Consider the following 24,904-nt stretch of genomic DNA (forward strand, 5'->3'; position numbering starts at 1 on the left):
TTGAAAATTTATTGATTATGCTTTTATAAGGGAGAATGAATAATGGATACGAAAAATAATAATGTTGTAAATACCCAATATAAAATTTGGTTACAAGATTTAAAGCAAGATTTTCATAAAGCCCAAATAAAAGCACATATTAAAGTAAACACAACCTTGCTTGAATTTTATTGGCAAATGGGCAAGGATATAATTCAAAAACAAAAAGATTTTGCTTGGGGAAGTGGTTTTTTAGAGCAATTAAGTAAAGATTTATCAGCAGAATTTCCTGATGTAAAAGGTTTTTCATATCGTAATTTAAGGGCGATAAAACAATGGGTTGAATTTTGGCAACAACTTGTTGCCAAATTAGATAATGAAATTGGGAAACAAGTTGTTTCGCAATTAACTCAAATCCCTTGGGGGCATAATATTGCTATTATTCAAAAGTGTAAAAACAGTGATGAGGCTTTGTTTTATGTAACCAACACTTTGGAGAATGGCATTAGTCGAGCAGTTCTCATTCATCAAATAGAAAGTAATTTGTATCAGCGTTCAGGCAAGGCGATTACGAATTTTGATACAACGCTACCACCGATACAGTCTGATTTAGCAAAACAGATTACCAAAGATCCCTACAATTTTGATTTTCTTACTATTACCGATAATTATCAAGAGAAAGAATTAGAAGCCGCTTTGTGTGAGAATATCACTAAATTTTTACTCGAACTTGGCAATGGTTTTGCCTTTGTGGGTAAGCAATATAAATTAAATGTAGGTGGCGAAGAATTTAGAATAGACCTGCTGTTTTATCATTTAAAGTTGCGTTGTTATGTAGTTATTGAGCTTAAAGCAGTAGATTTTAAGCCAGAATTTGCAGGGAAATTAAGTTTTTATACCACAGCGATAGACAATGAACTCAAAACCGAACAAGACAATGCAACAATCGGTATTTTAATTTGTAAATCAAAAAAAGATATTATTGTGGAATATGCCCTTAAAGATATTAATAAGCCACTTGGTGTGAGTAAATATGACCTTATTGATGTATTGCCGAAAGATTATCAGTCAGCAATTCCTAGTATTGAGCAGATAGAGGCGGAGCTTAATGAACAACTAAACTAAAGCTGTACAAATACGGAATAAACTTGGTCAGTAGATACAATATTTTATACGGGGTTAAAGCAAGACTATATTGGACATTATTTATTTTATCCTTTAATAAGGTTAGATTTTATGCACTAGATTTGGGTTCTGCTGTTTTAAGTATAACAGTAGCATTTTGAAATAATCTGAGAATATTAAATCTACATAAAAATGATTACATATTGATAATATAGTTAATTTTAATACAAAACAAAATCAACAATTGGTAAAATTAAAATAGTTGTTGATAGCGATGGGGAAATTATGCGAGTAAATAATTTACATCAATCAGCAAAGTTTGTTTTATTTATTACATCATATACACCTTTATTTGTATTGATTTCTATAAAGCAAATAAAAGTAAATAGTATTTACTTAAATTGGGGAGGACTATCTTACAGTAGTATAGTTACTTTTTGTAATAATTTTCTTTTTTCAACAATTTTAATTGCTATATGTTTTATAGGAATAATTGGTGTTTACTTTCTATTTAAGAATATTGAAAGAACAATGGATAACGGGGATAATGTTCTTGTCAGCAGTATTGATAATAAAAATAGTGAATCTATAGGATATATAGCAACCTATATAGTACCTTTTTTATTTCAAGATTTTAATGATTGGTATGAGTTAATGGCGTTTATCTGTTTAATGTGGATTACATATAAAATTTACACTAACTCTAGCTTACTTTTGATAAACCCTCTACTAAGTTTTAAGTTTTCTATTTTTTCTTTGGAATATATACTACCTAGTGGAAAAGTTAGGAATGGTTTAATTATTAGTAGAGAAAAAGAGTTATTAGAAGAAGATATAATAAAAATATATCAAATTGGGTATAAGTTGTTTTTTGCACAATTAAGGAAAAATAGATGAATAAATTAGTAGAATTGTTTGATGAAATTGAAAGTACTAAGACAAAAGATATTAAGCTTTTATTTATTACTAGATATCTAAAAAAGGATGTTAAAAAATCTAGTAAAATGCTAGATAAATATCTATTTAAAACTTATCAAATAGATATTGATAGTGAGATCAGAGAGCATTTGCATGAGTTATCACAAGAAAAAATTTCTTATGTTCTTAAAAAAGGTTATGAAATGACAGAGTATGATGTTATTTCTGATGATACTCAATGTATTATGTCTTACTCAATGAAAAATAAAGTATTATCATTTTCTGATGTTGTAAATAATCAACTAGATAATAAAAGTGAGCTATCAAGAATATCAAGTATTGAAGAACTTATTGTTTCTAATGAAGAAATATGGGCATATTGTATAGGTTTTGAGAATATAGAGCCCTCTAATAAAAAAGTTGTTTATGCATTTAGAAAAGTTCAACCAAGTAAGGTTGCTATTGATGAAAAAGAAAACGTGAAAGCATTATCTAAAATAATAAGAACTCATTTCAATACCAAGAGTAAAAAACTAGAAATATTGAAAGGGGAAACTATAAACTTGGATAAACAGATAGATTGTTTATATTACGATGGTGAATTTTATATTCTACATAAAGGATATTTTGAGCAAATTATAGGCTTACAAGAAGAATATAAAGAAGAATCTAAAGTTGTAGTTAAAGAATTAGAGGATTCAGGGGTAATCAAAGGATTAGAGTTAGTTAAAGAAGAGATAGAAAAAACACCTGCAATTCACAAAAAATTAGTTCGAATTCGTAAGATAGGTAATCATAAAGATATTGATATAAATAAAGCCAAAGAAGTTGCTGAAAAATATGGAATAGAGATAAAAATTGAAAATAATCAAATACAAATAATAAATAATAAGGATATTGAAAATGTCTTAAAAATTCTATCTGATTTTTATAAAACAGGGGAAATATCAGGAAAATCATATGGAACATATTCTGGTAAACAATTAACAGTGCGAAAGGCTAACTAAACCAATATGAAAAAAATTACAAAAACCGAATTAGAATAAATAATAATAGAATTTTTCACACAAAAATGATGACATGTTAATATTCGATGTGTTTTGTAAATTTTAATAAAAAATCTTACCGCGTTTAGAACAACCTGAGAATTTTAAGAAATATAAAAGAACTAATGAATGGTGATTTTGTAACACTGTGGACACTTCAACCAATAGAATGGTATGAATCTTTATTGAAAAATAAAATTATATTTGCAAAGCCGCATTTATCTGAATTATATATGGATAATTATCCTAATTTTAGAAATGCTTATGATTGGTTAATGGTACAAATGGAAGAGCGAATAAATCCCAAGCCATTAGAGAATATAATCCCTATTTGGGCGTGGTATCATTATGAGAATTCTAATAAAAAGAAACCTGATTTGCGGCATTCTGGATTATTATCTAAGGGTACAAAAGCGGTTAGAATTGAGTTTAAGAAAGCAAAAGATAAAGTTTTATTTTCAGATTTTGAATTGTGGCATTATGTATTGAATTATTGGTATATATCAGATACAGAAACAGACGATAATTATTTTTGGTCTTTATTAGAAAAGCATCAAGTAAATTTTGTTGATAAAGAAAAGTATCCAGCAGAAATACGAAAGAAAGTCGAAGACAGTTGGCAAAAAATTTTTGATATGGATTATTATCAGGAATATTCGTTAAAATCTTTTAACGAGAAAAGTATTCAAGCCACTTTTTGGAGTTTATATCTAAGTGAAATTATTAAAGTTGAGGAGTTTACTGCTAGATAAATATGGAACAAAAAATGGGCAAAACAATAATCACACACTTTTTGGAAGATACACCTAAAGGTATTCAGAGCGTACAAATCAGCAATAAAACCATTATGGGTTTTGTGATACCACGAGCAGAATTGAAAAAAGCCCAAGAAATTGAAGAGTTAGTAGGCTCTCCGAGTTTGTATATTTTAATTGGAGAGAGTGATACTGCTGAACCACAAGCCTATATTGGGCAAACTGATGATTTTCTTTCTCGTGTTATTGATCATAATCAGAAAAAAGATTTTTGGAATAAAGCCCTTGTTTTTATTAGTCAAACTATTCTTAATAAAGCAGAAGTTTTGTATTTGGAATATTTGGCTTTGCAATACGCCAAAGAAAATGGTACCTATACCCTTAATGAAAATAAACAAAATCCAAAAGAACCTAAACTGCAACGCCACGTTAAAGATACGTTGAATGATTTTTTTATTGATGTCAGATTTATTACTGAATTTTTAAATTATCCACTTTTTAAAACGGCAGAACAACATAATCAAAAAATTGCAAATATTGATTATTTTTATACCGCTAGAAATAGTCGTTCAAAAGGCTTTTATGATGAAAATGGTTTTACTGTTATTAAGGGAAGTATTATTTCTCAAAAAGAAACACCAGCATTTAAAAATAAAAATTTATTGGAAAAACGTCATCAGTTAATTGATCAAATTGTAGATAAAACAGCACAAGAATGGACGTTAAAAATAGATTATACTTTCACTAGCCCAAGTGCAGCAGCAACTTTTTGTATCGGGGCTAGTAGCAATGGTTGGGTTGAGTGGAAAAACAATGAGGGTAAAACCCTAGATGAGATTTATAGAAGATAACCTGAATTTATGAAATCAACAGAAACAAACCGCATAGAATATAAAGAAAAATTAACCCAAGATCTTAATATAGAAAAAGAAGTGATTGCTTTTTTAAACTATAGAGAAGGTGGGGTTATTTATATCGGTATTGATAAAAGTGGGGGCACGGTTGGTGTTGCTGATATTGATGGTGATATGCTTAAAATTAAAGAACGTATTAAAAATAATATTCGCCCATCGGCAATGGGATTGTTTGATGTTGTGGCAGAAGAAAGAGAGCAAAAATCTATTATTAAGATCATTGTTGCAAGTGGTAGTGAAAAACCTTATTACCATAAAAAATATGGAATGAGTGAAAAAGGTTGTTTTATACGTGTGGGTACAGCCAGTGAACCGATGCAACAAAAACAAATAGATCAATTGTTTTCATCTAGAACACAAAATTCTATCGGTAAAATACGATCTAATCGCCAAAATTTGAGTTTTGAGCAACTACATATTTATTATCAAGCCAAGAAAAAGAATTTAAATAAAAAATTTCTTGAAAATTTAGAATTACTAACACCACAAGGTGAGTTAAATTATGCAGGATATTTGTTGGCTGATGAAAATAATATTTCAATTAAAGTAGCTAAATATAAAGGTACCACTAAAGTAGATTTGATAGAAAGTAATGAATATGGTTATTGTTCATTGATAAAAGCGACAAAAAGTGTTTTAGATAAAGTGAATTTAGAGAATAAAACATTAACTAAGATTACAGCTAAAGAACGGATTGAAAATCGTTTGTGGAATGAAGTCGCATTGCGTGAGGCAATTATTAATGCAATGGTTCATAATGATTACACAATGGAAATTGCACCTACAATTGAGATATTTAGTGATAGAATTACAGTAACATCTGCGGGTTCATTACCGAATAATTTAACTGAACAAGATTTTTTTGAAGGGCTTTCTATTCCAAGAAATAAAGAACTAATGCGAGTTTTCAAAGATCTTGAACTTGTAGAGCAATTAGGTTCAGGGATCCCACGAATTTTAGAAATTTATGATAAATCGTGTTTTAGATTTATGGATAATTTTTTGCGAATGTCATTTCCTTTTGATGAAGAGGTTATTGATACCCCACAAGTTACCGAGCAAGTTACCGAGCAAGTTACCGAGCAAGTTACCGAGCAAGTTACCGAGCAAGTTGAAAAGCTTGTTTCTGTAATGCAAGAACAAGAATATACACGTTCTGAAATAATGCAATTTGTAGAAATTAGCCATAGAGAATATTTTCGTTCTGAATTTTTACAACCCGCATTAGAAAAAGGTTTAATAGAATTAACCATTCCAGATAAGCCAAAGAGTAGTAAACAAAAATACCGATTAACAGAGTTTGGTATAAAATTGAAAAAACAATTAGAAGAAATAAAACAAAAATGAGAAAACCAAGAATTTATCACCCTGAACCATTAGCAGGGAAAAAAGAATGTAGTTTGAGTGAAGACGCTGCGAACCACGTTGGGCGTGTATTGCGTATGAATGTGGGTCAGGAGCTGATTTTGTTTGATGGCTCGAACCATATTTTTGAGGCAGTGATTACGGGAAGCACTAAAAAACGTGTTGAGGTTGAGATTTTATCGCAAACTTTTGATAATCGTGAATCTCATTTGCCGATCCATTTGGGGCAAGTGATTTCTCGTGGCGATCGTATGGAATTTACTATTCAAAAATCCGTTGAATTAGGAGTAAATGTGATTACACCACTTTGGTCGGAGCGTTGTGGAGTTAAACTTGATAGCGATCGTCAAGGTAAGAAATTACAGCAGTGGCAAAAAATTGTGATTGCAGCCTGTGAGCAGTGTGGACGTAACACTATTCCTGAAATTCGTCCGATAATGAAGCTGACAGATTGGTGTCAAGAACAAGATGAAATGTTGAAATTAAATCTACATCCTCGTGCCAAGCAAGGCATTAAGCAATTAACCAACGTGCCAAAAGAAGGAGTTCGTCTATTGATTGGTTCGGAAGGGGGCTTGTCGGCGGACGAAATTGCGATGACCGAACAGCAAGGATTTAGCGAAGTGTTATTAGGTAAGCGAGTGCTAAGGACGGAAACCGCGTCATTAGCTGCAATTACCGCATTGCAACTTTGCTTTGGGGATCTCAGCGAATGACGACACATTTCAAAAATCATTTTTTAATTGCGACACCGGATATGGACGATGACTATTTTTCTCGTACCGTAATTTATCTTTGTGAGCATACCGATGAAGGTGCGATGGGGCTGGTTGTTAGCGTACCAACGGATTTATCGGTAATGGAATTACTCGCTAAAATGGATTTTATGATGGCAAATCAACGTGATTATACCAAAGATCAAATTGTGTTAAGTGGTGGACCTGTTAAAACGGATCGTGGTTTTATTTTGCATACCAAAACGCAACAAGATTTTATGAATAGCCAAGAAATCACGCCGAACATTTACCTTACGACGTCTGGCGATGTTTTAGATGTACTCGGTACACCGAAATCGCCTGAGCATTTTCTCGTTTGTTTAGGCTGTGCAACGTGGCAAGCGGAGCAATTAGAACACGAAATTGCAAAAAATTATTGGCTTGTGACTCCGGCTGATGAAAAAATCTTGTTTGAAACAGGTTATATGGATCGTTGGAGCGAGGCGAAAGGTTTACTCGGTATTGAGGGCATTTTAGCAAAAGCGGGGCGAGCATAATGGGGCAGACAATCATCGCCTTTGATTTTGGCACCAAAAGTATTGGCTGTGCGGTAGGGCAGAGTATTACTGGCACGGCACAAGGTTTACCGGCATTCAAAGCCCAAGACGGCATACCAAATTGGCAACAAATCGAACAAGTGTTAAAAGAATGGAAACCTGATTTATTAGTGGTTGGATTGCCTTTGAATATGGACGGCACAGAGCAACCTTTAACGCAACGTGCCAAAAAATTTGCGAACCGTTTAAATGGACGTTTCAATTTACCCGTTGAATTGCAAGATGAACGCTTAACCACCGTTGCCGCAAAAGAAGAAATTTTTGCACGAGGCGGTTATAAAGCCTTAACCAAAGGCAAAGTGGATTCTATTTCAGCGTGTTTGATTTTAGAAAGTTGGTTTGAAAATAATTAGAAGAAGACAAAAATGCGACTGATTCGAGGACTTTATAATCTTAATAAAAATTTAGAATTATCAAAGGGTTGTGTATTAACTATTGGTAATTTTGACGGTGTGCATATCGGACATCAACATATTTTACAACGCTTAAAGCAACAAGCCAAACAGTTAAATGTACCTTCCGTTGTGATGTTATTTGAACCCCACCCACGTGAATTTTTTGCACAAAAATTTGCAAAATCTGATCAAAATATTACCGCTTCTGCCCCTGCTCGTTTAATGCGTTTGCGAGATAAATTGCATTATTTAAAACAGCAACAGATCGATTTTGTCCTTTGTTTACGTTTTAATGAAAATTTTGCCTCATTACAGCCCCAAGATTTTATTTCACAGCTTTTGGTAGAAAAATTAAAGGTAAAATATTTAAGTATTGGCGATGATTTCCGTTTTGGTCAAGCAAGACAGGGTAATTTTGAGACATTGCAACAGGCAGGTAAAACCTTTAATTTTATTGTTGAAGATAGTCAGAGCAACTGTTTTGAAGAGCAACGAGTGAGCAGTACCCTTATCCGTGAGGCGTTACATAAGGATAATTTGCACCTTGCAGAGCAGTTACTCGGCAAGCCTTATTCCATTCGTGGACGAGTGGTTCACGGTAAAAAATTAGGGCGAACCATCAATTTTCCCACCGCAAATATAATGCTCGATCGTTTTGTTGTACCGATTCACGGTGTGTATGCCGTTAAGGTCAACTTAAATGGGCAACAATTACAAGGCATTGCAAATGTCGGTAATCGCCCTACAATCAATGGAACAACGGCATTATTAGAAGTCCATATTTTTGATTTTAACCAATCCATTTATGGTAAAAGTATGGAGGTTATTTTTCTCAAAAAAATTCGTTCAGAAGTAAAATTTTCTAGTTTCGGGAATCTTAAAAAACAAATTCAGAAAGATGTAAAGCAAGTAAAAAAGATATTTGATTCATTAAATTTAAAATTATAGAGTAATTTAATACGTTTTATTGTGATTATTGTCAAAAATAAGCGGTCACATTTTAATAAAAATTTACAAAAAACATTCAAATTGAATTAAAAAACATCGGATAGCAAAAAAATTAAATATTTTTCCAAAAAGTACTTGCGTCACCTTTAAAAATCTCTATAATACGCCACACACAATGACGCACTGTTGTGAAAGATTTTGCTAGGTGCGTCGTTGTTTTTTTGCTCTTTAACAATTTATCAGACAATCTGTGTGGGCACTTGTTGATTGACTTATTTGAAAAAAATATTTGAAATAAAGAAGTCTTAATAAGTGTCACTGAAAATTTATTTAATAAAAATTCTATGTCAGTTTATTGAGCGATTAAACTTTTAATTGAAGAGTTTGATCATGGCTCAGATTGAACGCTGGCGGCAGGCTTAACACATGCAAGTCGAACGGTAACAGGAGAAAGCTTGCTTTCTTGCTGACGAGTGGCGGACGGGTGAGTAATGCTTGGGAATCTGCCTTGTGGAGGGGGATAACTACGGGAAACTGTAGCTAATACCGCGTAATATCGAAAGATTAAAGTATGGGATCTTCGGACCATATACCACGAGATGAGCCCAAGTGAGATTAGGTAGTTGGTGAGGTAAAGGCTCACCAAGCTGACGATCTCTAGCTGGTTTGAGAGGATGACCAGCCACACTGGAACTGAGACACGGTCCAGACTCCTACGGGAGGCAGCAGTGGGGAATATTGCACAATGGGGGAAACCCTGATGCAGCCATGCCGCGTGAATGAAGAAGGCTTTCGGGTTGTAAAGTTCTTTCAGCGATGAGGAAGGGTTTGTATCTAATAGGTGCAAACATTGACGTTAGTCGCAGAAGAAGCACCGGCTAACTCCGTGCCAGCAGCCGCGGTAATACGGAGGGTGCGAGCGTTAATCGGAATAACTGGGCGTAAAGGGCACGCAGGCGGTTGTCTAAGTCAGATGTGAAAGCCCCGAGCTTAACTTGGGAATTGCATTTGAGACTGGGCGACTAGAGTCCTCTAGGGAGGGGTAGAATTCCACGTGTAGCGGTGAAATGCGTAGAGATGTGGAGGAATACCGAAGGCGAAGGCAGCCCCTTGGAGAGAGACTGACGCTGAGGTGCGAAAGCGTGGGTAGCAAACAGGATTAGATACCCTGGTAGTCCACGCTGTAAACGATGTCAATTTGGGGGTTGGGCTTTAAGCCTGGCGCCCGTAGCTAACGCGATAAATTGACCGCCTGGGGAGTACGGCCGCAAGGTTAAAACTCAAATGAATTGACGGGGGCCCGCACAAGCGGTGGAGCATGTGGTTTAATTCGATGCAACGCGAAGAACCTTACCTACTCTTGACATCCATAGAAGAGACTAGAGATAGTCTTGTGCCTTCGGGAACTATGAGACAGGTGCTGCATGGCTGTCGTCAGCTCGTGTTGTGAAATGTTGGGTTAAGTCCCGCAACGAGCGCAACCCTTATCCTTTGTTGCTAGCAGGTAATGCTGAGAACTCAAAGGAGACTGCCAGTGATAAACTGGAGGAAGGTGGGGACGACGTCAAGTCATCATGGCCCTTACGAGTAGGGCTACACACGTGCTACAATGGCGTATACAGAGGGCGGCGAACCAGCGATGGTAAGCGAATCTCAGAAAGTACGTCTAAGTCCGGATTGGAGTCTGCAACTCGACTCCATGAAGTCGGAATCGCTAGTAATCGCGAATCAGAATGTCGCGGTGAATACGTTCCCGGGCCTTGTACACACCGCCCGTCACACCATGGGAGTGGGTTGTACCAGAAGTAGATAGCTTAACCTTCGGGAGGGCGTTTACCACGGTATGATTCATGACTGGGGTGAAGTCGTAACAAGGTAACCGTAGGGGAACCTGCGGTTGGATCACCTCCTTACCTGAATAAGCGACAATGAGTGCTCACACAGATTGTTTGATAGAGAAATAAGAGACAAAAGAGAGATAAGAGTATCTCTAAATGTTGTCCCCATCGTCTAGAGGCCTAGGACATCGCCCTTTCACGGCGGTAACGGGGGTTCGAATCCCCCTGGGGACGCCATTTAAAGATATTTATTATCTTATTGTTCTTTAAAAAATTGGAAACAAGCTGAAAACTGAAGACTTTCAAGTTCAGAAGACAGAGTATGGAAGACAGATGACAGGAATTAAAACTGTAATTTGTTAAAGTGGCTGTTTTTTGAGAAGAAGTCTGAGTAAGAAACTAAAAAATAGTATGTTGAACAAAAGCAACATACGAACTTGAGTTGTTTAATGTAACAACGTTAGGTTTTCTTTGATTTATTTTAAGAATACTTGAGGTTGTATGGTTAAGTGACTAAGCGTACACGGTGGATGCCTTGGCAATCAGAGGCGAAGAAGGACGTGCTAATCTGCGATAAGCTTGGAAGAGTTGATAAGAAACGTGATAATTCCAAGATTTCCGAATGGGGAAACCCAATAGGTGAAGAACCTATTATCAATGACTGAATACATAGGTCATTGAAGCGAACCGGGAGAACTGAAACATCTAAGTACCCCGAGGAAAAGAAATCAACCGAGATTCTGTGAGTAGCGGCGAGCGAAAGTGGAAGAGCCAGTTAGTTTTAGCATTAGTATTAAGAGAATGAGTTGGGAAACTCAATCAAAGAGGGTGATAATCCCGTATCTGAAAATACAATTGTGGAACTAAGCTAACGATAAGTAGGGCGGGACACGTGATATCCTGTTTGAAGATGGGGGGACCATCCTCCAAGGCTAAATACTCCTGATTGACCGATAGTGAACAAGTACTGTGAAGGAAAGGTAAAAAGAACCCCTGCGAGGGGAGTGAAATAGAACCTGAAACCGTGTACGTACAAGCAGTAGGAGCAACTTCGAGTTGTGACTGCGTACCTTTTGTATAATGGGTCAGCGACTTATATTTTGTAGCAAGGTTAACCGAATAGGGGAGCCGTAGGGAAACCGAGTCTTAACTGGGCGTTTAGTTGCAAGGTATAGACCCGAAACCCGGTGATCTAGCCATGGGCAGGTTGAAGGTTGGGTAACACTAACTGGAGGACCGAACCGACTAATGTTGAAAAATTAGCGGATGACTTGTGGCTGGGGGTGAAAGGCCAATCAAACCGGGAGATAGCTGGTTCTCCCCGAAATCTATTTAGGTAGAGCCTTGAGCGGACACCTTTGGGGGTAGAGCACTGTTTCGGCTAGGGGGCCATCCCGGCTTACCAACCCGATGCAAACTCCGAATACCAAAGAGTGATACTCAGGAGACACACGGCGGGTGCTAACGTTCGTCGTGAAGAGGGAAACAACCCAGACCGCCAGCTAAGGTCCCAAAGTCTATATTAAGTGGGAAACGAAGTGGGAAGGCTTAGACAGCTAGGATGTTGGCTTAGAAGCAGCCACCATTTAAAGAAAGCGTAATAGCTCACTAGTCGAGTCGGCCTGCGCGGAAGATGTAACGGGGCTCAAATATAGCACCGAAGCTGCGGCATCAGGCGTATCACAAATACGCCTTATAATTTACGATTGACGGCTTTCACGAAGTGAAAGACGTCCAAGCGTTCCATACGTCGAGTTGGAATAAAGTAAGGATTGAGGAATATTTGTGATACGCCTGTTGGGTAGGGGAGCGTTCTGTAAGCGGATGAAGGTGAATCGAGAGGTTTGCTGGACGTATCAGAAGTGCGAATGCTGACATAAGTAACGATAAAACGAGTGAAAAACTCGTTCGCCGGAAGATCAAGGTTTCCTGTCCAACGTTAATCGGGGCAGGGTGAGTCGACCCCTAAGGCAAGGCTGAAAAGCGTAGTCGATGGGAAACGGGTTAATATTCCCGTACTTGTAATAACTGCGATGTGGGGACGGAGAAGGTTAGGTTATCAGGGTATTGGATATCCCTGTTTAAGCCGGTAGGTGGGAATTCTAGGCAAATCCGGAATTCTGTATAACACCGAGAAGTGATGACGAATCTCTAAGGAGATGAAGTAACTGATACCACGCTTCCAGGAAAAGCCACTAAGCATAGGTTATTATAAATCGTACTGTAAACCGACACAGGTGATCAGGTAGAGAATACTCAGGCGCTTGAGAGAACTCGGGTGAAGGAACTAGGCAAAATAGCACCGTAACTTCGGGAGAAGGTGCGCCGGCGTAGATTGTAGCCCTTTACGGGTGAAGGTTGAACCGGTCGAAGATACCAGCTGGCTGCAACTGTTTATTAAAAACACAGCACTCTGCAAACACGAAAGTGGACGTATAGGGTGTGATGCCTGCCCGGTGCTGGAAGGTTAATTGATGATGTAATCGAAAGAGAAGCTTCTGATAGAAGCCCCAGTAAACGGCGGCCGTAACTATAACGGTCCTAAGGTAGCGAAATTCCTTGTCGGGTAAGTTCCGACCTGCACGAATGGCATAATGATGGCCAGGCTGTCTCCACCCGAGACTCAGTGAAATTGAAATCGCCGTGAAGATGCGGTGTACCCGCGGCTAGACGGAAAGACCCCGTGAACCTTTACTATAGCTTGACACTGAACCTTGAATTTTAATGTGTAGGATAGGTGGGAGACTTAGAAGTAGCAACGCCAGTTGTTATGGAGTCAACCTTGAAATACCACCCTTTAACGTTTGATGTTCTAACGAAGCACCCGAAACGGGTGTTCGGACAGTGTCTGGTGGGTAGTTTGACTGGGGCGGTCTCCTCCCAAAGAGTAACGGAGGAGTACGAAGGTTTGCTAATCACGGTCGGACATCGTGAGGTTAGTACAATGGTATAAGCAAGCTTGACTGCGAGACGGACATGTCGAGCAGGTACGAAAGTAGGTCATAGTGATCCGGTGGTTCTGAATGGAAGGGCCATCGCTCAACGGATAAAAGGTACTCCGGGGATAACAGGCTGATACCGCCCAAGAGTTCATATCGACGGCGGTGTTTGGCACCTCGATGTCGGCTCATCACATCCTGGGGCTGAAGTAGGTCCCAAGGGTATGGCTGTTCGCCATTTAAAGTGGTACGCGAGCTGGGTTTAGAACGTCGTGAGACAGTTCGGTCCCTATCTGCCGTGGGCGTTGGAGAATTGAAAGGGGCTGCTCCTAGTACGAGAGGACCGGAGTGGACGCATCACTGGTGTTCCAGTTGTTTCGCCAGAAGCATTGCTGGGTAGCTACATGCGGAATAGATAAGTGCTGAAAGCATCTAAGCACGAAACTAGCCTTGAGATGAGTTCTCCCAATCTATAAGATTGTAAGGGTTGTTTGAGACTAAGACGTAGATAGGCAGGGTGTGTAAGCGTTGTGAGACGTTGAGCTAACCTGTACTAATTGCCCGAGAGACTTAACCATACAACACTCAAGTGTTTTTGTTTCAGAAGACAGAGGACGGAAGACAGAAGACTGTAAGGTTGGAGTTTGAAGTTTAAGAAAGTTAAAGTAGAAGCTTGTTTTTAATTTAGAGAATATAGAGTTAGTGTTATGTAGAAGTGACATTAACAGAAAAGAATATTCCTGATGGCCATAGTGCAGCGGAACCACCTGATTCCATACCGAACTCAGAAGTGAAAAGTTGTAACGCCGATGGTAGTGTAGGGTCTCCCTATGTGAGAGTAGGACACCATCAGGGTTTTATAAGAAGAAAGAGCCGTAGCTAGAAATAGTTACGGCTTTTTTGTATTTAAAAGGCAGTGAGAAATAACAACATCTTATCAATTTTGTTAAATAATTTTAACTACGAAACTATTAAAAATAAGCAGTTATATAATCCATATCTTAACAATTATAATTGTGCTAAAATTCTTAGTATTATTTAAAATTAAATTAGAAAAAAGAATATGAGTGACGTATTTATTATAGACTCCCACTGCCATTTAAATTCACTAGATTATGAAACTCGTCATAAAGATGTTGATGAGGTACTTGAAAATGCGAGAAAATGTGGCGTGCAACACGTGATTTCAGTATGCACAACATTGAGTGATTTTGAAGAGATGAAAGCCTTAACTTCTCATCGTGATGATGTGTCGTTATCTTGTGGAATGCATCCCCTGAATATTGATGATGAACCTTTCGAGATACAAAGATTAATACAACTTGCTAGTGATCCCAAAGTGGTGGCAATTGGTGAAACGGGCTTAGACTATCATTACACACCAGAAACTCGTCATTTACAGTTATCTATTTTTGAACAACATATTGATGTTGCCAATCAGTTATCAAAACCCTTGATTATTCATACTCGTTCTGCACGTGAAGATACAATGAGTTTGTTAGAGAATCACTATGCTGAAAAATGTGGTGGTGTATTGCATTGTTTTACGGAAGATTATGCAATGGCAAAACGAGCATTAGATATCGGCTTTTATATTTCAATTTCAGGTATTATTACCTTTAAAAATGCTGAAGAATTGCGAGATGTAGTGAGAAAATTACCTCTAGATCGTCTGCTTATTGAAACGGATTCTCCCTATCTTGCCCCGATTCCTTATCGAGGAAAACCTAATCAACCTGCTTATGTTCGAGAAGTTTGTGAGTACATTGCAACATTAAAAGGTATTTCAGTAGCAGAACTTGCTGGCATTACCACAGAAAATGTGCAAAAATTATTTAAAATCTAACCGCCTGTTTTAATATTTAATGAGGATAAATTATGAGAACAATATTTAAATATTTCTTTATTTTAGTGACACTATCTTTACATATTGTGTTAGTCGGTAGTATAAACTATGCTTTTCCTAGTTATGAGGAAACCATTGTGACGGGAATGGAAGCAAAACGTGTCGATAAAGATGGTCCAATTAGCAAATCAAATCCTGCTGATGGACAAATTCGAGATGCCTATTTTATTTTTACAGAAAATCCTGATACCAAAAAAATTATGGTTTATCGTAATGAAGATACGGGTTGGGGACTGCCTTTTTACTTCAAATTTAATTCTGCTGATGTACAGGCTAAAGCACAAGCTTATGCAAATGATAAACAGCTTGTACAAGTAAAATATTATGGTTGGAGAATTAATATGTTAAGTGAATTTAGAAATATTATTTCCATTAAACCATTAGCAGAAGCTGAAAAAGTGTCTCGTCCAATATTTAGTTATATTTTATATATATTGTTGCTGCTTACTTTCTTTGTATCAGTACAAATGATAAGAGGTTGGTTTGATAGCGAAAAATAATTAAAAGAACAAACAAGAAATAGTCACAATTCAAACGGTGACTATTTTTATCATTTCTAATTAAGATTAATTGTTTTCAACATTTGTTTCACTAAAGTTTGAAATTCGGCACAGCCACCAACATATTTATCATCAATAAAAATTTGTGGTACCGTTCTGACAGGTTTGCCCACTTTTGGCTCTAAATCAGATTTTGAAATATTATTTGTTTCCATATCAATAAATTTGAAATTAACATCATCTAATGTTACTTTCATTTTTCTAGCTAGTGCGATAGCACGAGTACAATAAGGACAGTTTAAACGTCCGTAAATTTCAATAAACATAAGTACATTTCCTATAAATACAATTAAAACTAAATCATCGCATCTAATTTGAGAATTTGCAAATTTATGATAAAATCTTACCGCTTATTTACCTGTTGTAAAGGTGACAATAAGCAAGAATTTGTGGGGCAGAGGGAAATCTGCCTTTTTTATTTTATTAATAACAAGTTGCCTTTTGTATGGGCGACCACTGTAAAGGAAAAAAATTATGCCAATTATTACTTTGCCAGATGGCTCAACACGTCAATTTGAACAAGCAGTTTCTGTTTTGGAGGTTGCTCAAAGTATCGGTTCAGGTCTTGCTAAAGCGACTATTGCTGGTCGTGTAAATGGTGTCCGTGTTGATGCGTGCGATATGATTGAACAAGACAGTAAATTAGAAATTATTACCGTAAAAGATGAAGATGGTTTAGAGATTATTCGTCACTCTTGTGCTCATCTTTTAGGACACGCTATAAAGCAACTGTATCCAAATGCAAAAATGGCGATTGGCCCTACGATCGATAATGGTTTTTACTATGATATAGATTTAGATCATTCTTTAACCATTGAAGATTTAGAAAAAATTGAAAAAAGAATGTTAGAGCTTGCTAAAACAAATTATGAAGTGATTAAAAAAGTGGGTAGTTGGCAAGATGCTTATGATGCTTTTGATGCACGTGGTGAATCTTATAAATTAGAAATTTTAACCGAAAATATTGATAAATGTGATACGCCAGCGTTGTATCATCATCAAGAATATATTGATATGTGTCGTGGTCCTCACGTGCCGAATATGCGTTTTTGCCAACACTTTAAATTACAAAAAGTGGCAGGAGCATACTGGCGTGGAAACAGTGACAATAAAATGTTACAACGTATTTATGGGACAGCGTGGGGAGATAAAAAACAATTAAATGCTTATTTAAAACGCTTAGAAGAGGCGGCGAAGCGTGATCACCGTAAAATTGGGAAAGCGTTAGATTTATACCATATGCAAGAAGAAGCACCAGGTATGGTGTTCTGGCATAATGACGGTTGGACGATTTTCCGTGAATTAGAAACTTTTGTGCGTACTAAATTAAAAGAGTATGATTATCAAGAGGTAAAAGGTCCGTTTATGATGGATCGTGTTCTTTGGGAACGTACTGGTCACTGGCAAAATTATGGTGAATTAATGTTTACTACTTCATCAGAAAACCGTGAATATTGTGTGAAACCAATGAACTGTCCCGGTCACGTACAAATTTTTAATCAAGGCTTAAAATCCTACCGTGATTTACCACTTCGTATGGCTGAATTTGGATCTTGTCATCGTAATGAACCATCAGGCTCATTGCACGGCTTAATGCGTGTACGTGGTTTTACTCAAGATGATGCTCATATTTTCTGTACTGAAGATCAAGTGGAAAGTGAAGTAACCAGTTGTATTAAAATGGTTTATGATATTTACAGTACTTTTGGTTTTAATGATATTGAAGTAAAACTTTCGACACGCCCTGAAAGCCGTATCGGTAGTGATGAAATGTGGGACAGTGCAGAAGCAGGGCTTGCTGCAGCATTAAAAGCGAATGGTTTAGCGTATGAAATTCAAGAAGGCGAAGGGGCTTTTTATGGTCCTAAAATTGAATTTACTTTGCACGATTGTTTAGATCGTGAGTGGCAATGTGGAACAATCCAACTTGATTTTGCCTTACCAAATCGCTTAAATGCGTCTTATGTAGCAGAAGATAATGATCGTAAAACACCAGTGATGATCCACCGTGCTATTTTAGGTTCATTGGAGCGTTTTATTGGTATTATTACCGAAGAGTATGCAGGCTTTTTCCCTGCGTGGTTAGCTCCAACGCAAGCGGTAGTATTAAATATTACTGATAGCCAATCTGGTTATGTCAATGATGTTGTGAAGAAATTGTCTGACGCTGGTTTACGAGTAAAAGCTGATTTACGCAACGAAAAAATTGGTTTTAAAATTCGTGAACATACCTTACGCCGTGTACCTTATATGCTGGTGTGTGGTGATAAAGAAATTGCTGAAGGTAAAGTCGCAGTGCGTACTCGTAAAGGGAAAGATTTAGGTTCAATTGGTGTTGACGAATTCGTTCAAATGTTGAAAACAAAAGTACGTCATCGAGATCTAAAATTATTTGAAGAAGAGTAAAAATATAGCGTAATAAAAAGAGGTAGCTTATATTATATAGGCTACCTCTTTTTTATTAACGATGTTTAAGCATAAACAGGTAATTTTTTACAAATAGCTAATACTTTTTGTTTTGTACTCTCAATTACTGCTTGCTCATTGTCTTTACCAACAGCATCTAACACATCACAAATCCAGCCCGCTAATTCAACCACATCTTGTTCTTTAAAACCTCTACGGGTGACGGCAGGGGTACCAATACGAAGACCAGATGTCACAAATGGACTTTGTGGGTCGTTTGGAACAGAGTTTTTGTTCACAGTAATATTTGCAGCGCCTAATGCGGCATCTGCTGCTTTTCCTGTAATGCCTTTTTTGATTAAATTCACTAAGAATAAATGGTTTTCTGTTCCGTTTGAGACAATGTCATAACCACGTTGCTGGAAGATTTTCACCATTGCTTTAGCATTTTTTACTACTTCTTTTTGATAAACTTTAAAATCATCTTCCATTGCTTCTTTAAAGCAAACTGCTTTTGCTGCAATTACGTGAATTAATGGACCACCTTGATTGGCAGGGAATACAGCAGAGTTCAATTTTTTATGTAACTCTTCATCTTTTAAACCTGAAAGAATTAAACCACCACGAGGACCAGCTAAGGTTTTGTGCGTCGTTGTAGTGACCACGTGAGCATAAGGAACAGGGTTAGGATAAACACCTGCTGCAATTAATCCTGCAACGTGAGCCATATCGACAAATAAGTAAGCCCCCACTTCATCGGCAATTTCACGCATTTTTTCCCAATCAACAATTTGAGAATAAGCAGAGAAACCTGCTACAATCATTTTTGGTTTACATTCAATAGCTTGATGACGGATATCTTCATAATCCATCACACCATCAGCAGTAATACCATATTGTACAGCATTATAAATTTTACCAGAGAAGCTCACTTTTGCTCCGTGAGTTAAGTGTCCGCCGTGATCAAGGCTCATTCCTAAAATCGTATCACCAGGTTGTAATAATGCCATATAGACAGCAGCATTAGCTTGAGAACCTGAATGAGGTTGAACATTGGCATATTCAGCCTCAAATAATGCTTTGGCTCGATCAATCGCAAGCTGTTCCGCAATATCAGCAAATTCACAACCACCATAATAACGCTTACCCGGATAGCCTTCGGCATATTTATTGGTAAATTGGCAACCTTGCGCTTCCATTACGCGTGGGCTGGTATAGTTTTCAGAAGCAATAAGTTCGATGTGTTCTTCTTGACGACAATTTTCATCTAAAATAGCTTGCCATAAAACAGGATCATAATCAGCAATATTCATATTTCGGCTTAACATTTCGTTCTCCTTTATAGTAAGATGGGCAGGATCAATATAGCTCTTATTGTACGCATTTTTAAATTGGATGGGTAGTTTTTTCTAGTAAAAAAAGAGTGATGTTTGAAGGGATGATTATGTAGGCTTATTTCACATAGAGAGAAATTTTATATACTATTTAGCGGTTATATTAAATCAAAAATATACCAGAGTTGACATCATTTTCATTCATTTAGAATAAAGATGATGTCACTTAATTATTTCTCACATTGTTGTGTCGTTTCGTTATAGCTATTTCCAGCGTCTAAACAGTCATCTTTTTTATCACAAGCTGTAAGCATAAATCCGCCGATTACTATTAATAAAAACATTAATTTTTTCACTTGGTTACTCCCTAATTAGGTTATTTTTTTATTAGATTAGAAGATCAATATAGTATTAAATACTATCTATATTTTAAACAGTTAAAATATAGAATCAATGAATATTTTTTAAAATTATTGTTTAGGTTTGACGTTATAGTATTAAGTTAGACACACTAAATATCAGTAATAGTGTACAATATGAGCCAAGAGAAAAGAGTAGTTTTAACTTTATTGAATGAGGACTAGATGGTATATAAAAAAATTTCTTCAAAAACTATTGTTATAAAATTTGGTACGAGTGTTTTAACTCAAGGATCATTAAACTTAAATCGTCCTCAAATGTTGGAGATTGTTCGTCAATGTACAGAACTGCATAAACAGGGTGTGAGAATAGTCATTGTTACATCAGGAGCAATAGCAGCAGGGCGACATTATCTAGGAAATCCTGAACTCCCATCCACTATTGCGTCAAAGCAATTACTTGCTGCAGTTGGACAGAGCCAACTTATTCAAACTTGGGAAAAATTATTTGATATTTATAATATAAAAATTGGACAAGTTTTATTAAGTCGTGCAGACATAGAAGATCGTGAACGCTTTTTAAATGCAAGAGATACTCTAAATGCAATGCTGGATAACCACATTATTCCAATTATTAATGAAAATGATGCAGTTGCAACGGCAGAAATTAAAATTGGAGATAATGATAATTTATCTGCGCTGACTGCTATTCTTGCACAAGCTGAACAACTTTATCTTTTAACTGATCAACAAGGGTTATTTGATAGTGATCCTCGAACGAATCCAAATGCAAAATTATTATCTGTGGTAAATCAGATTACGGATGAAATTAAAGCAATTGCGGGGGGAAGTGTATCAGGATTGGGGACAGGAGGAATGAGTACTAAAATTACGGCTGCGGATATTGCCACTCGTTCAGGGATTGAAACCATTATTGCATCTGGTAGTGATAAAAATGTGATTATTAACTTGGCTAATGGTATAGATATTGGGACAAAATTTACAGTTGCAAATGATTTACTTGAAAGCCGTAAACAGTGGTTATTTGCAGCTCCCATAATGGGGGCATTACAAGTTGATGATGGCGCAGAGAATGCTTTAAAACAACATAAATCTATGCTTCCCGCGGGCCTTATTTCTGTTAATGGACGATTTTCACGAGGTGAAGTTGTTTTAATAAAAAATACACAAGACCAACCTGTTGCAAGAGGTATGGTGCGTTATAACAGTGAAGCACTGGATTTAATTAAAGGTAAAAAATCACAATATATTGAAAGTATTTTAGGTTATCAATATGGTGCAGTGGCTATTCATAGCAACGATATGGTACTTCTATAAATGAGGATATAAAATGACAACAAAACTGATTGAAATAGGAAAGCGAGCTAAACAAGCTTCTTTTTAACTTGCTCAATTTTCACAGCAACAAAAAAATAATGCTCTTGAGATTATTGCAAAAAGTTTAGAAGATCATACCGCTTCTATATTAAAAGCTAATACGCTTGATATACAAAAAGCCAAACAAAATGGGTTAAGTGATGCCTTAATTGACCGCTTGCTCCTGACAGAAGAACGTTTAATTGCTATTGCTAATGACGTACGCAATATAATTTCATTAGCTGATCCTGTTGGTCAAATTTTAGATAGTGGTCGCTTAGACAGTGGTTTAGAAATCAAACGTGTTTGTGTACCACTTGGCGTAGTGGGTGCTATTTATGAAGCACGACCTAATGTAACAATTGATATTGCAACACTGTGTTTAAAAACAGGAAATGCAGTTATTTTACGTGGTGGCAGTGAAACGCAGCATTCCAATATAGTATTAGTTGAGGTCATTCAAAAGGCATTAAAAAAGGCAGAATTGCCTGAAAACTCCGTGCAACTCATTACTGATACCGATCGCCAATTAGTACTAGATTTACTTAAACTTGATCAATATGTGGATATGATAATCCCTCGTGGTGGGGCAAAATTACAAGAACTATGTAAACAGCATTCAACCATCCCTGTGATTATTGGAGGTATCGGGGTTTGTCATTTATTTGTAGAAGAAACGGCAAATTTGGAAAAATCCATTCCTGTTATTGAAAATGCAAAAACACAACGTCCAAGTACTTGTAATACCTTAGAAACATTATTAGTACAACATTCTATTGCAGAACAATTTTTACCAAAACTAGCGGTACGATTACAACAAAAATTTGCAAAATTTCATTGCGATCCTACCGCTTATAAAATATTAGAAAAAGCGGGGATTGAAATTCAAGCAACCAATGATGAAAAACTACGTCAAGAATGGCTTTCTACTGATTTAAATATTGTTGTGGTGGAAAATTTTGAACAAGCGATTACTCATATTCGTGAATATGGGAGTCAACACTCAGATGGAATTTTAACTCAAAACCCTCAATTAGCAGATTTATTTATTCGTCAAGTAGACTCTGCTTGTGTTTATGTGAATACCAGTACACGTTTTACTGATGGTGCTCAATTTGGATTAGGGGAAGAAGTCGCCGTAAGCACTCAAAAACTGCACGCGAGAGGACCAATGGGGTTAGATGCTTTGACAACTTACAAATGGGTCTGTTCGAGTGATTATGTGAGCAGATCTTAAATGTGAGTAAATAGTTTTTGTTATTTACAAATTTTTAAAAAAATGTGACCGCTCACTAAAATAATTTTTATTAAATGAGGAAAATATGGTTATTACTCAATTATGGATTTATCCCATAAAATCTTGTAAAGGTATTTCAGTCTCTTCCATTGATTTGTTAAAAAGTGGCTTGCGTTATGATCGTGAAATGATGATTGTTGATGAAACAGGTAAATTTGTTACCCAACGAAGTGACAAAATCTTGGCTCATATTGACGTGGAGTTAGTTGATCAAACAAAAGTTAAACTTTATTTTAACCATCGTTCAGTGATATTTGAAAAACAATATATTAACAAAGTGAATACAACAGTGTGGCGACGAGACGTGCCTGCATTTGATCAAGGCGATGATGTTGCCATTTTCCTAAGTGAGATTATTGGGCGTCCTGTTCGTTTATTTGCCACTCGTCCAGAGGATACTTTTAATACACGGAAGAATATTCTTTTTCAAGATGGTCAAGCAGTGCATTTATTAACAGAATCTTCATTAGAACACGCTCAACAGTCACTCGCTGATTTTCACATTGATGTACAACGTTTTCGTCCTAATATTGTGATTGGCAAAAGTACACCTGATGAACAATTAACTGCTTTTATAGAAGATAGTTGGCAGAAAATACATACAAAACAAATTGAATTAACCATTACAAAGCTTTGTGAACGCTGTGCTATTCCAAGTATTAATCCTCAAACACTAGAGAAAGAGAGGGCAGTAGATCATTATCTTAAACAATATCGGATTATTGATAAAAAGCCGATGTTTGGCGTTTGTGGTTATGGTTCTAAATTAGGCATACTAAAAGTTGGTGACAGCATACAATATGAATAAAATAGCAAATAATTGATCTAAATTTATTCCGCTTTAAGCTATTGCTTGTTAAACTACACCTAATTTATTTAGATAGGAATAAAGTAATGAAAAGTACCGATATTACCATTATTGGCGGTGGAATGGTGGGGTTGGCAGTAGCTGCATTGTTAGAAAATACGAATTGTCAAATCACGATTATTGAACGTTCCACACCTTTTTTTGATCCTAATTTATTGACTCATCGAGTCAGTGCCATTAATTTTGCAAGTCAGACAATGCTAGAAAAATTAGGGGTATGGCAGTTTATTTCAGAGAATAAAAAATCCTCTTATTCTAAAATGCACATTTGGGAAAAAGACAGCTTTGCTAAAATTGAATTTGATAATACCGCAAATGAAATTAAATCTTTGGGTTTAGAGCAGCTCGGCTTTATTATTGAAAATCAGCATATTCAAAATGCATTGTGGCAACAAGTGAGCAAGCAACCAAATGTAGAAATTATCTTAGCTCAACCACAAACTCTCTCCATTAATGAAACTGGTGCATTTTTAACTTTAGATAATAATGAAATGTTGACGTCTAAATTGGTGATTGGTGCTGATGGTGCAAATTCTTGGGTTCGTTCACAAATGAATATGCCTTTAATTTCAAAAGATTATCAACATACTGCTTTAGTTTGTAATGTAAAAACACAACAACCCCACCAACAAAAAGCGTGGCAAATTTTCTCACCTGATAGCATTCTTGCTTTTCTTCCTTTGAATGATGAATATCATTGTTCTATTGTATGGTCACTTCCTCCAGAAAAAGCCAAAACCTTATTAAACTGTGATGTTATAGCGTTTAATAAAGCCTTAACAATTGCATTTGATAATAAGTTAGGTTTGTGTGAACTAGTGACAGATTTGCAAAATCCTAGAGGGATCTACCCGCTTACCGCTCGTTATTGCCGTGATTTTGCACAAAATAGAATTGCGTTAGTAGGTGACGCAGCACATACTATTCATCCTCTGGCAGGTCTTGGCGTTAATTTAGGTTTTGCTGATGCAATGGAAATGGCAACCCAGATTAAAACTAATTTAGAAAAAAATGTAGATATTGGTGAATATCGTCATTTGCGAGAGTATGAAAGAAAAAGAAAGGTGGAAGCAGTGAAACTTTTAGGTGCGATGGGCGTTTTAAAAGAGACTTTTTCAGGGGATAATCCCGTTAAAAAATTGCTACGAGGAGTTGGGCTCAGTTTAACCAATCAATTACCTTTAGTAAAAAGTACATTAATAATACAAGCTGTTGGACTACCATCTATCTCTAAGATATAAT

18 protein-coding genes, 1 tRNA gene, 3 rRNA genes and 1 pseudogene are annotated in these 24,904 nt (G+C 36.4%); 21 read left to right on the forward strand and 2 right to left on the reverse strand.

The window, feature by feature from the left end; all coding sequences use genetic code 11:
* Positions 1-42 precede the first annotated feature (42 nt).
* The 16 genes from KGI96_RS00850 to KGI96_RS00925 all read left to right on the forward strand — a co-directional run bounded on the left by KGI96_RS00850 (position 43) and on the right by KGI96_RS00925 (position 15,961).
* The gene (locus tag KGI96_RS00850) at positions 43-1,104 is read left to right on the forward strand and encodes a PDDEXK nuclease domain-containing protein (protein ID WP_211597760.1); all 1,062 of its coding nucleotides are present in this window, start codon (positions 43-45) and stop codon (positions 1,102-1,104) included.
* A gap of 285 nt (positions 1,105-1,389) precedes the next feature.
* Positions 1,390-2,001 (forward strand): KwaA family protein, encoded by a 612-nt coding sequence (locus tag KGI96_RS00855; RefSeq protein ID WP_211597761.1) that lies wholly within the window; start codon positions 1,390-1,392, stop codon positions 1,999-2,001.
* Positions 1,998-3,029 (forward strand): Kiwa anti-phage protein KwaB-like domain-containing protein, encoded by a 1,032-nt coding sequence (locus tag KGI96_RS00860; protein ID WP_211597762.1) that lies wholly within the window; start codon positions 1,998-2,000, stop codon positions 3,027-3,029. The genes KGI96_RS00855 and KGI96_RS00860 overlap by 4 nt, the downstream gene beginning before the upstream one ends.
* 164 nt (positions 3,030-3,193) lie before the next feature.
* The gene (locus KGI96_RS00865; RefSeq protein WP_211597763.1) at positions 3,194-3,820 is read left to right on the forward strand and encodes a DUF3841 domain-containing protein; all 627 of its coding nucleotides are present in this window, start codon (positions 3,194-3,196) and stop codon (positions 3,818-3,820) included.
* A gap of 14 nt (positions 3,821-3,834) precedes the next feature.
* On the forward strand, positions 3,835-4,674 hold the full coding sequence (locus KGI96_RS00870; RefSeq protein ID WP_211597764.1) for a GIY-YIG nuclease family protein: 840 nt from the start codon (positions 3,835-3,837) through the stop codon (positions 4,672-4,674).
* Between the two features lie 9 nt (positions 4,675-4,683).
* Positions 4,684-6,084 carry an RNA/DNA-binding domain-containing protein gene (locus KGI96_RS00875; protein WP_211597765.1) on the forward strand — a complete coding sequence of 467 codons (1,401 nt, stop codon included), beginning with the start codon at positions 4,684-4,686 and terminating at the stop codon, positions 6,082-6,084.
* Positions 6,081-6,818 (forward strand): 16S rRNA (uracil(1498)-N(3))-methyltransferase, encoded by a 738-nt coding sequence (gene rsmE, locus KGI96_RS00880; RefSeq protein WP_211597766.1) that lies wholly within the window; start codon positions 6,081-6,083, stop codon positions 6,816-6,818. Before KGI96_RS00875 ends, rsmE begins: the two co-directional genes overlap by 4 nt.
* On the forward strand, positions 6,815-7,375 hold the full coding sequence (locus KGI96_RS00885; protein ID WP_211597767.1) for a YqgE/AlgH family protein: 561 nt from the start codon (positions 6,815-6,817) through the stop codon (positions 7,373-7,375). Before rsmE ends, KGI96_RS00885 begins: the two co-directional genes overlap by 4 nt.
* The gene (ruvX, locus tag KGI96_RS00890; RefSeq protein ID WP_115315608.1) at positions 7,375-7,788 is read left to right on the forward strand and encodes a Holliday junction resolvase RuvX; all 414 of its coding nucleotides are present in this window, start codon (positions 7,375-7,377) and stop codon (positions 7,786-7,788) included. The genes KGI96_RS00885 and ruvX overlap by 1 nt, the downstream gene beginning before the upstream one ends.
* 12 nt (positions 7,789-7,800) lie before the next feature.
* Positions 7,801-8,778: a bifunctional riboflavin kinase/FAD synthetase gene (ribF, locus tag KGI96_RS00895; RefSeq protein ID WP_211597768.1), complete on the forward strand. Its 978-nt coding sequence runs from the start codon at positions 7,801-7,803 to the stop codon at positions 8,776-8,778.
* Positions 8,779-9,150: 372 nt separating this feature from the next.
* A 16S ribosomal RNA gene (locus KGI96_RS00900) occupies positions 9,151-10,691 on the forward strand.
* Positions 10,692-10,777: 86 nt separating this feature from the next.
* A tRNA-Glu gene (locus tag KGI96_RS00905) sits at positions 10,778-10,853 on the forward strand.
* 266 nt (positions 10,854-11,119) lie between these two features.
* Positions 11,120-14,133, forward strand: a 23S ribosomal RNA gene (locus KGI96_RS00910).
* Between the two features lie 161 nt (positions 14,134-14,294).
* Positions 14,295-14,410, forward strand: a 5S ribosomal RNA gene (gene rrf, locus KGI96_RS00915).
* The 16S, 23S and 5S rRNA genes sit together here with 1 tRNA gene alongside, the layout of an rRNA operon.
* 208 nt (positions 14,411-14,618) lie before the next feature.
* Positions 14,619-15,401 (forward strand): TatD family hydrolase, encoded by a 783-nt coding sequence (locus tag KGI96_RS00920; RefSeq protein WP_211599393.1) that lies wholly within the window; start codon positions 14,619-14,621, stop codon positions 15,399-15,401.
* Positions 15,402-15,433: 32 nt separating this feature from the next.
* The gene (locus KGI96_RS00925) at positions 15,434-15,961 is read left to right on the forward strand and encodes a DUF1523 family protein (RefSeq protein WP_211599392.1); all 528 of its coding nucleotides are present in this window, start codon (positions 15,434-15,436) and stop codon (positions 15,959-15,961) included.
* A gap of 56 nt (positions 15,962-16,017) precedes the next feature.
* On the opposite strand, the gene KGI96_RS00930 is transcribed toward KGI96_RS00925, so the two are convergent.
* A complete protein-coding gene (locus tag KGI96_RS00930; protein ID WP_211599391.1) occupies positions 16,018-16,287 on the reverse strand; it encodes a GrxA family glutaredoxin in 270 nt (89 codons plus the stop codon).
* A gap of 208 nt (positions 16,288-16,495) precedes the next feature.
* Between KGI96_RS00930 and thrS the strand changes: the two genes are divergently transcribed.
* Positions 16,496-18,427, forward strand: coding sequence for a threonine--tRNA ligase (thrS, locus tag KGI96_RS00935; RefSeq protein ID WP_211599390.1), 1,932 nt, complete (start codon positions 16,496-16,498; stop codon positions 18,425-18,427).
* 65 nt (positions 18,428-18,492) lie between these two features.
* Here the strand turns inward: thrS and glyA are convergent, their stop codons facing one another.
* On the reverse strand, positions 18,493-19,755 hold the full coding sequence (gene glyA, locus KGI96_RS00940) for a serine hydroxymethyltransferase (RefSeq protein WP_211599389.1): 1,263 nt from the start codon (positions 19,753-19,755) through the stop codon (positions 18,493-18,495).
* Between the two features lie 590 nt (positions 19,756-20,345).
* On the opposite strand from glyA, the gene proB reads away from it, so the two are divergent.
* From proB to KGI96_RS00960, 4 genes and pseudogenes are all read left to right on the forward strand, one after another.
* The gene (gene proB / locus KGI96_RS00945) at positions 20,346-21,458 is read left to right on the forward strand and encodes a glutamate 5-kinase (RefSeq protein WP_211599388.1); all 1,113 of its coding nucleotides are present in this window, start codon (positions 20,346-20,348) and stop codon (positions 21,456-21,458) included.
* Between the two features lie 13 nt (positions 21,459-21,471).
* Positions 21,472-22,734, forward strand: a pseudogene (gene proA / locus KGI96_RS00950) (glutamate-5-semialdehyde dehydrogenase).
* Positions 22,735-22,819: 85 nt separating this feature from the next.
* Positions 22,820-23,602, forward strand: coding sequence for an MOSC domain-containing protein (locus tag KGI96_RS00955; protein ID WP_211599387.1), 783 nt, complete (start codon positions 22,820-22,822; stop codon positions 23,600-23,602).
* Between the two features lie 86 nt (positions 23,603-23,688).
* Positions 23,689-24,903, forward strand: coding sequence for an FAD-dependent monooxygenase (locus tag KGI96_RS00960; RefSeq protein ID WP_211599386.1), 1,215 nt, complete (start codon positions 23,689-23,691; stop codon positions 24,901-24,903).
* Position 24,904: the final 1 nt, after the last annotated feature.

This window comes from Phocoenobacter atlanticus subsp. cyclopteri (assembly GCF_018343795.1).
GTDB lineage: Bacteria > Pseudomonadota > Gammaproteobacteria > Enterobacterales > Pasteurellaceae > Phocoenobacter > Phocoenobacter atlanticus.

Bases quoted from the DNA above. Each gene is read 5' to 3' on its own strand.
- KGI96_RS00850 (WP_211597760.1), top strand. From the start codon at position 43: ATGGATACGAAAAATAATAATGTTGTAAATACCCAATATAAAATTTGG.
- KGI96_RS00855 (WP_211597761.1), top strand. From the start codon at position 1,390: ATGCGAGTAAATAATTTACATCAATCAGCAAAGTTTGTTTTATTTATT.
- KGI96_RS00860 (WP_211597762.1), top strand. From the start codon at position 1,998: ATGAATAAATTAGTAGAATTGTTTGATGAAATTGAAAGTACTAAGACA.
- KGI96_RS00865 (WP_211597763.1), top strand. From the start codon at position 3,194: ATGAATGGTGATTTTGTAACACTGTGGACACTTCAACCAATAGAATGG.
- KGI96_RS00870 (WP_211597764.1), top strand. From the start codon at position 3,835: ATGGGCAAAACAATAATCACACACTTTTTGGAAGATACACCTAAAGGT.
- KGI96_RS00875 (WP_211597765.1), top strand. From the start codon at position 4,684: ATGAAATCAACAGAAACAAACCGCATAGAATATAAAGAAAAATTAACC.
- rsmE (WP_211597766.1), top strand. From the start codon at position 6,081: ATGAGAAAACCAAGAATTTATCACCCTGAACCATTAGCAGGGAAAAAA.
- KGI96_RS00885 (WP_211597767.1), top strand. From the start codon at position 6,815: ATGACGACACATTTCAAAAATCATTTTTTAATTGCGACACCGGATATG.
- ruvX (WP_115315608.1), top strand. From the start codon at position 7,375: ATGGGGCAGACAATCATCGCCTTTGATTTTGGCACCAAAAGTATTGGC.
- ribF (WP_211597768.1), top strand. From the start codon at position 7,801: ATGCGACTGATTCGAGGACTTTATAATCTTAATAAAAATTTAGAATTA.
- KGI96_RS00920 (WP_211599393.1), top strand. From the start codon at position 14,619: ATGAGTGACGTATTTATTATAGACTCCCACTGCCATTTAAATTCACTA.
- KGI96_RS00925 (WP_211599392.1), top strand. From the start codon at position 15,434: ATGAGAACAATATTTAAATATTTCTTTATTTTAGTGACACTATCTTTA.
- KGI96_RS00930 (WP_211599391.1), bottom strand. From the start codon at position 16,287: ATGTTTATTGAAATTTACGGACGTTTAAACTGTCCTTATTGTACTCGT.
- thrS (WP_211599390.1), top strand. From the start codon at position 16,496: ATGCCAATTATTACTTTGCCAGATGGCTCAACACGTCAATTTGAACAA.
- glyA (WP_211599389.1), bottom strand. From the start codon at position 19,755: ATGTTAAGCCGAAATATGAATATTGCTGATTATGATCCTGTTTTATGG.
- proB (WP_211599388.1), top strand. From the start codon at position 20,346: ATGGTATATAAAAAAATTTCTTCAAAAACTATTGTTATAAAATTTGGT.
- KGI96_RS00955 (WP_211599387.1), top strand. From the start codon at position 22,820: ATGGTTATTACTCAATTATGGATTTATCCCATAAAATCTTGTAAAGGT.
- KGI96_RS00960 (WP_211599386.1), top strand. From the start codon at position 23,689: ATGAAAAGTACCGATATTACCATTATTGGCGGTGGAATGGTGGGGTTG.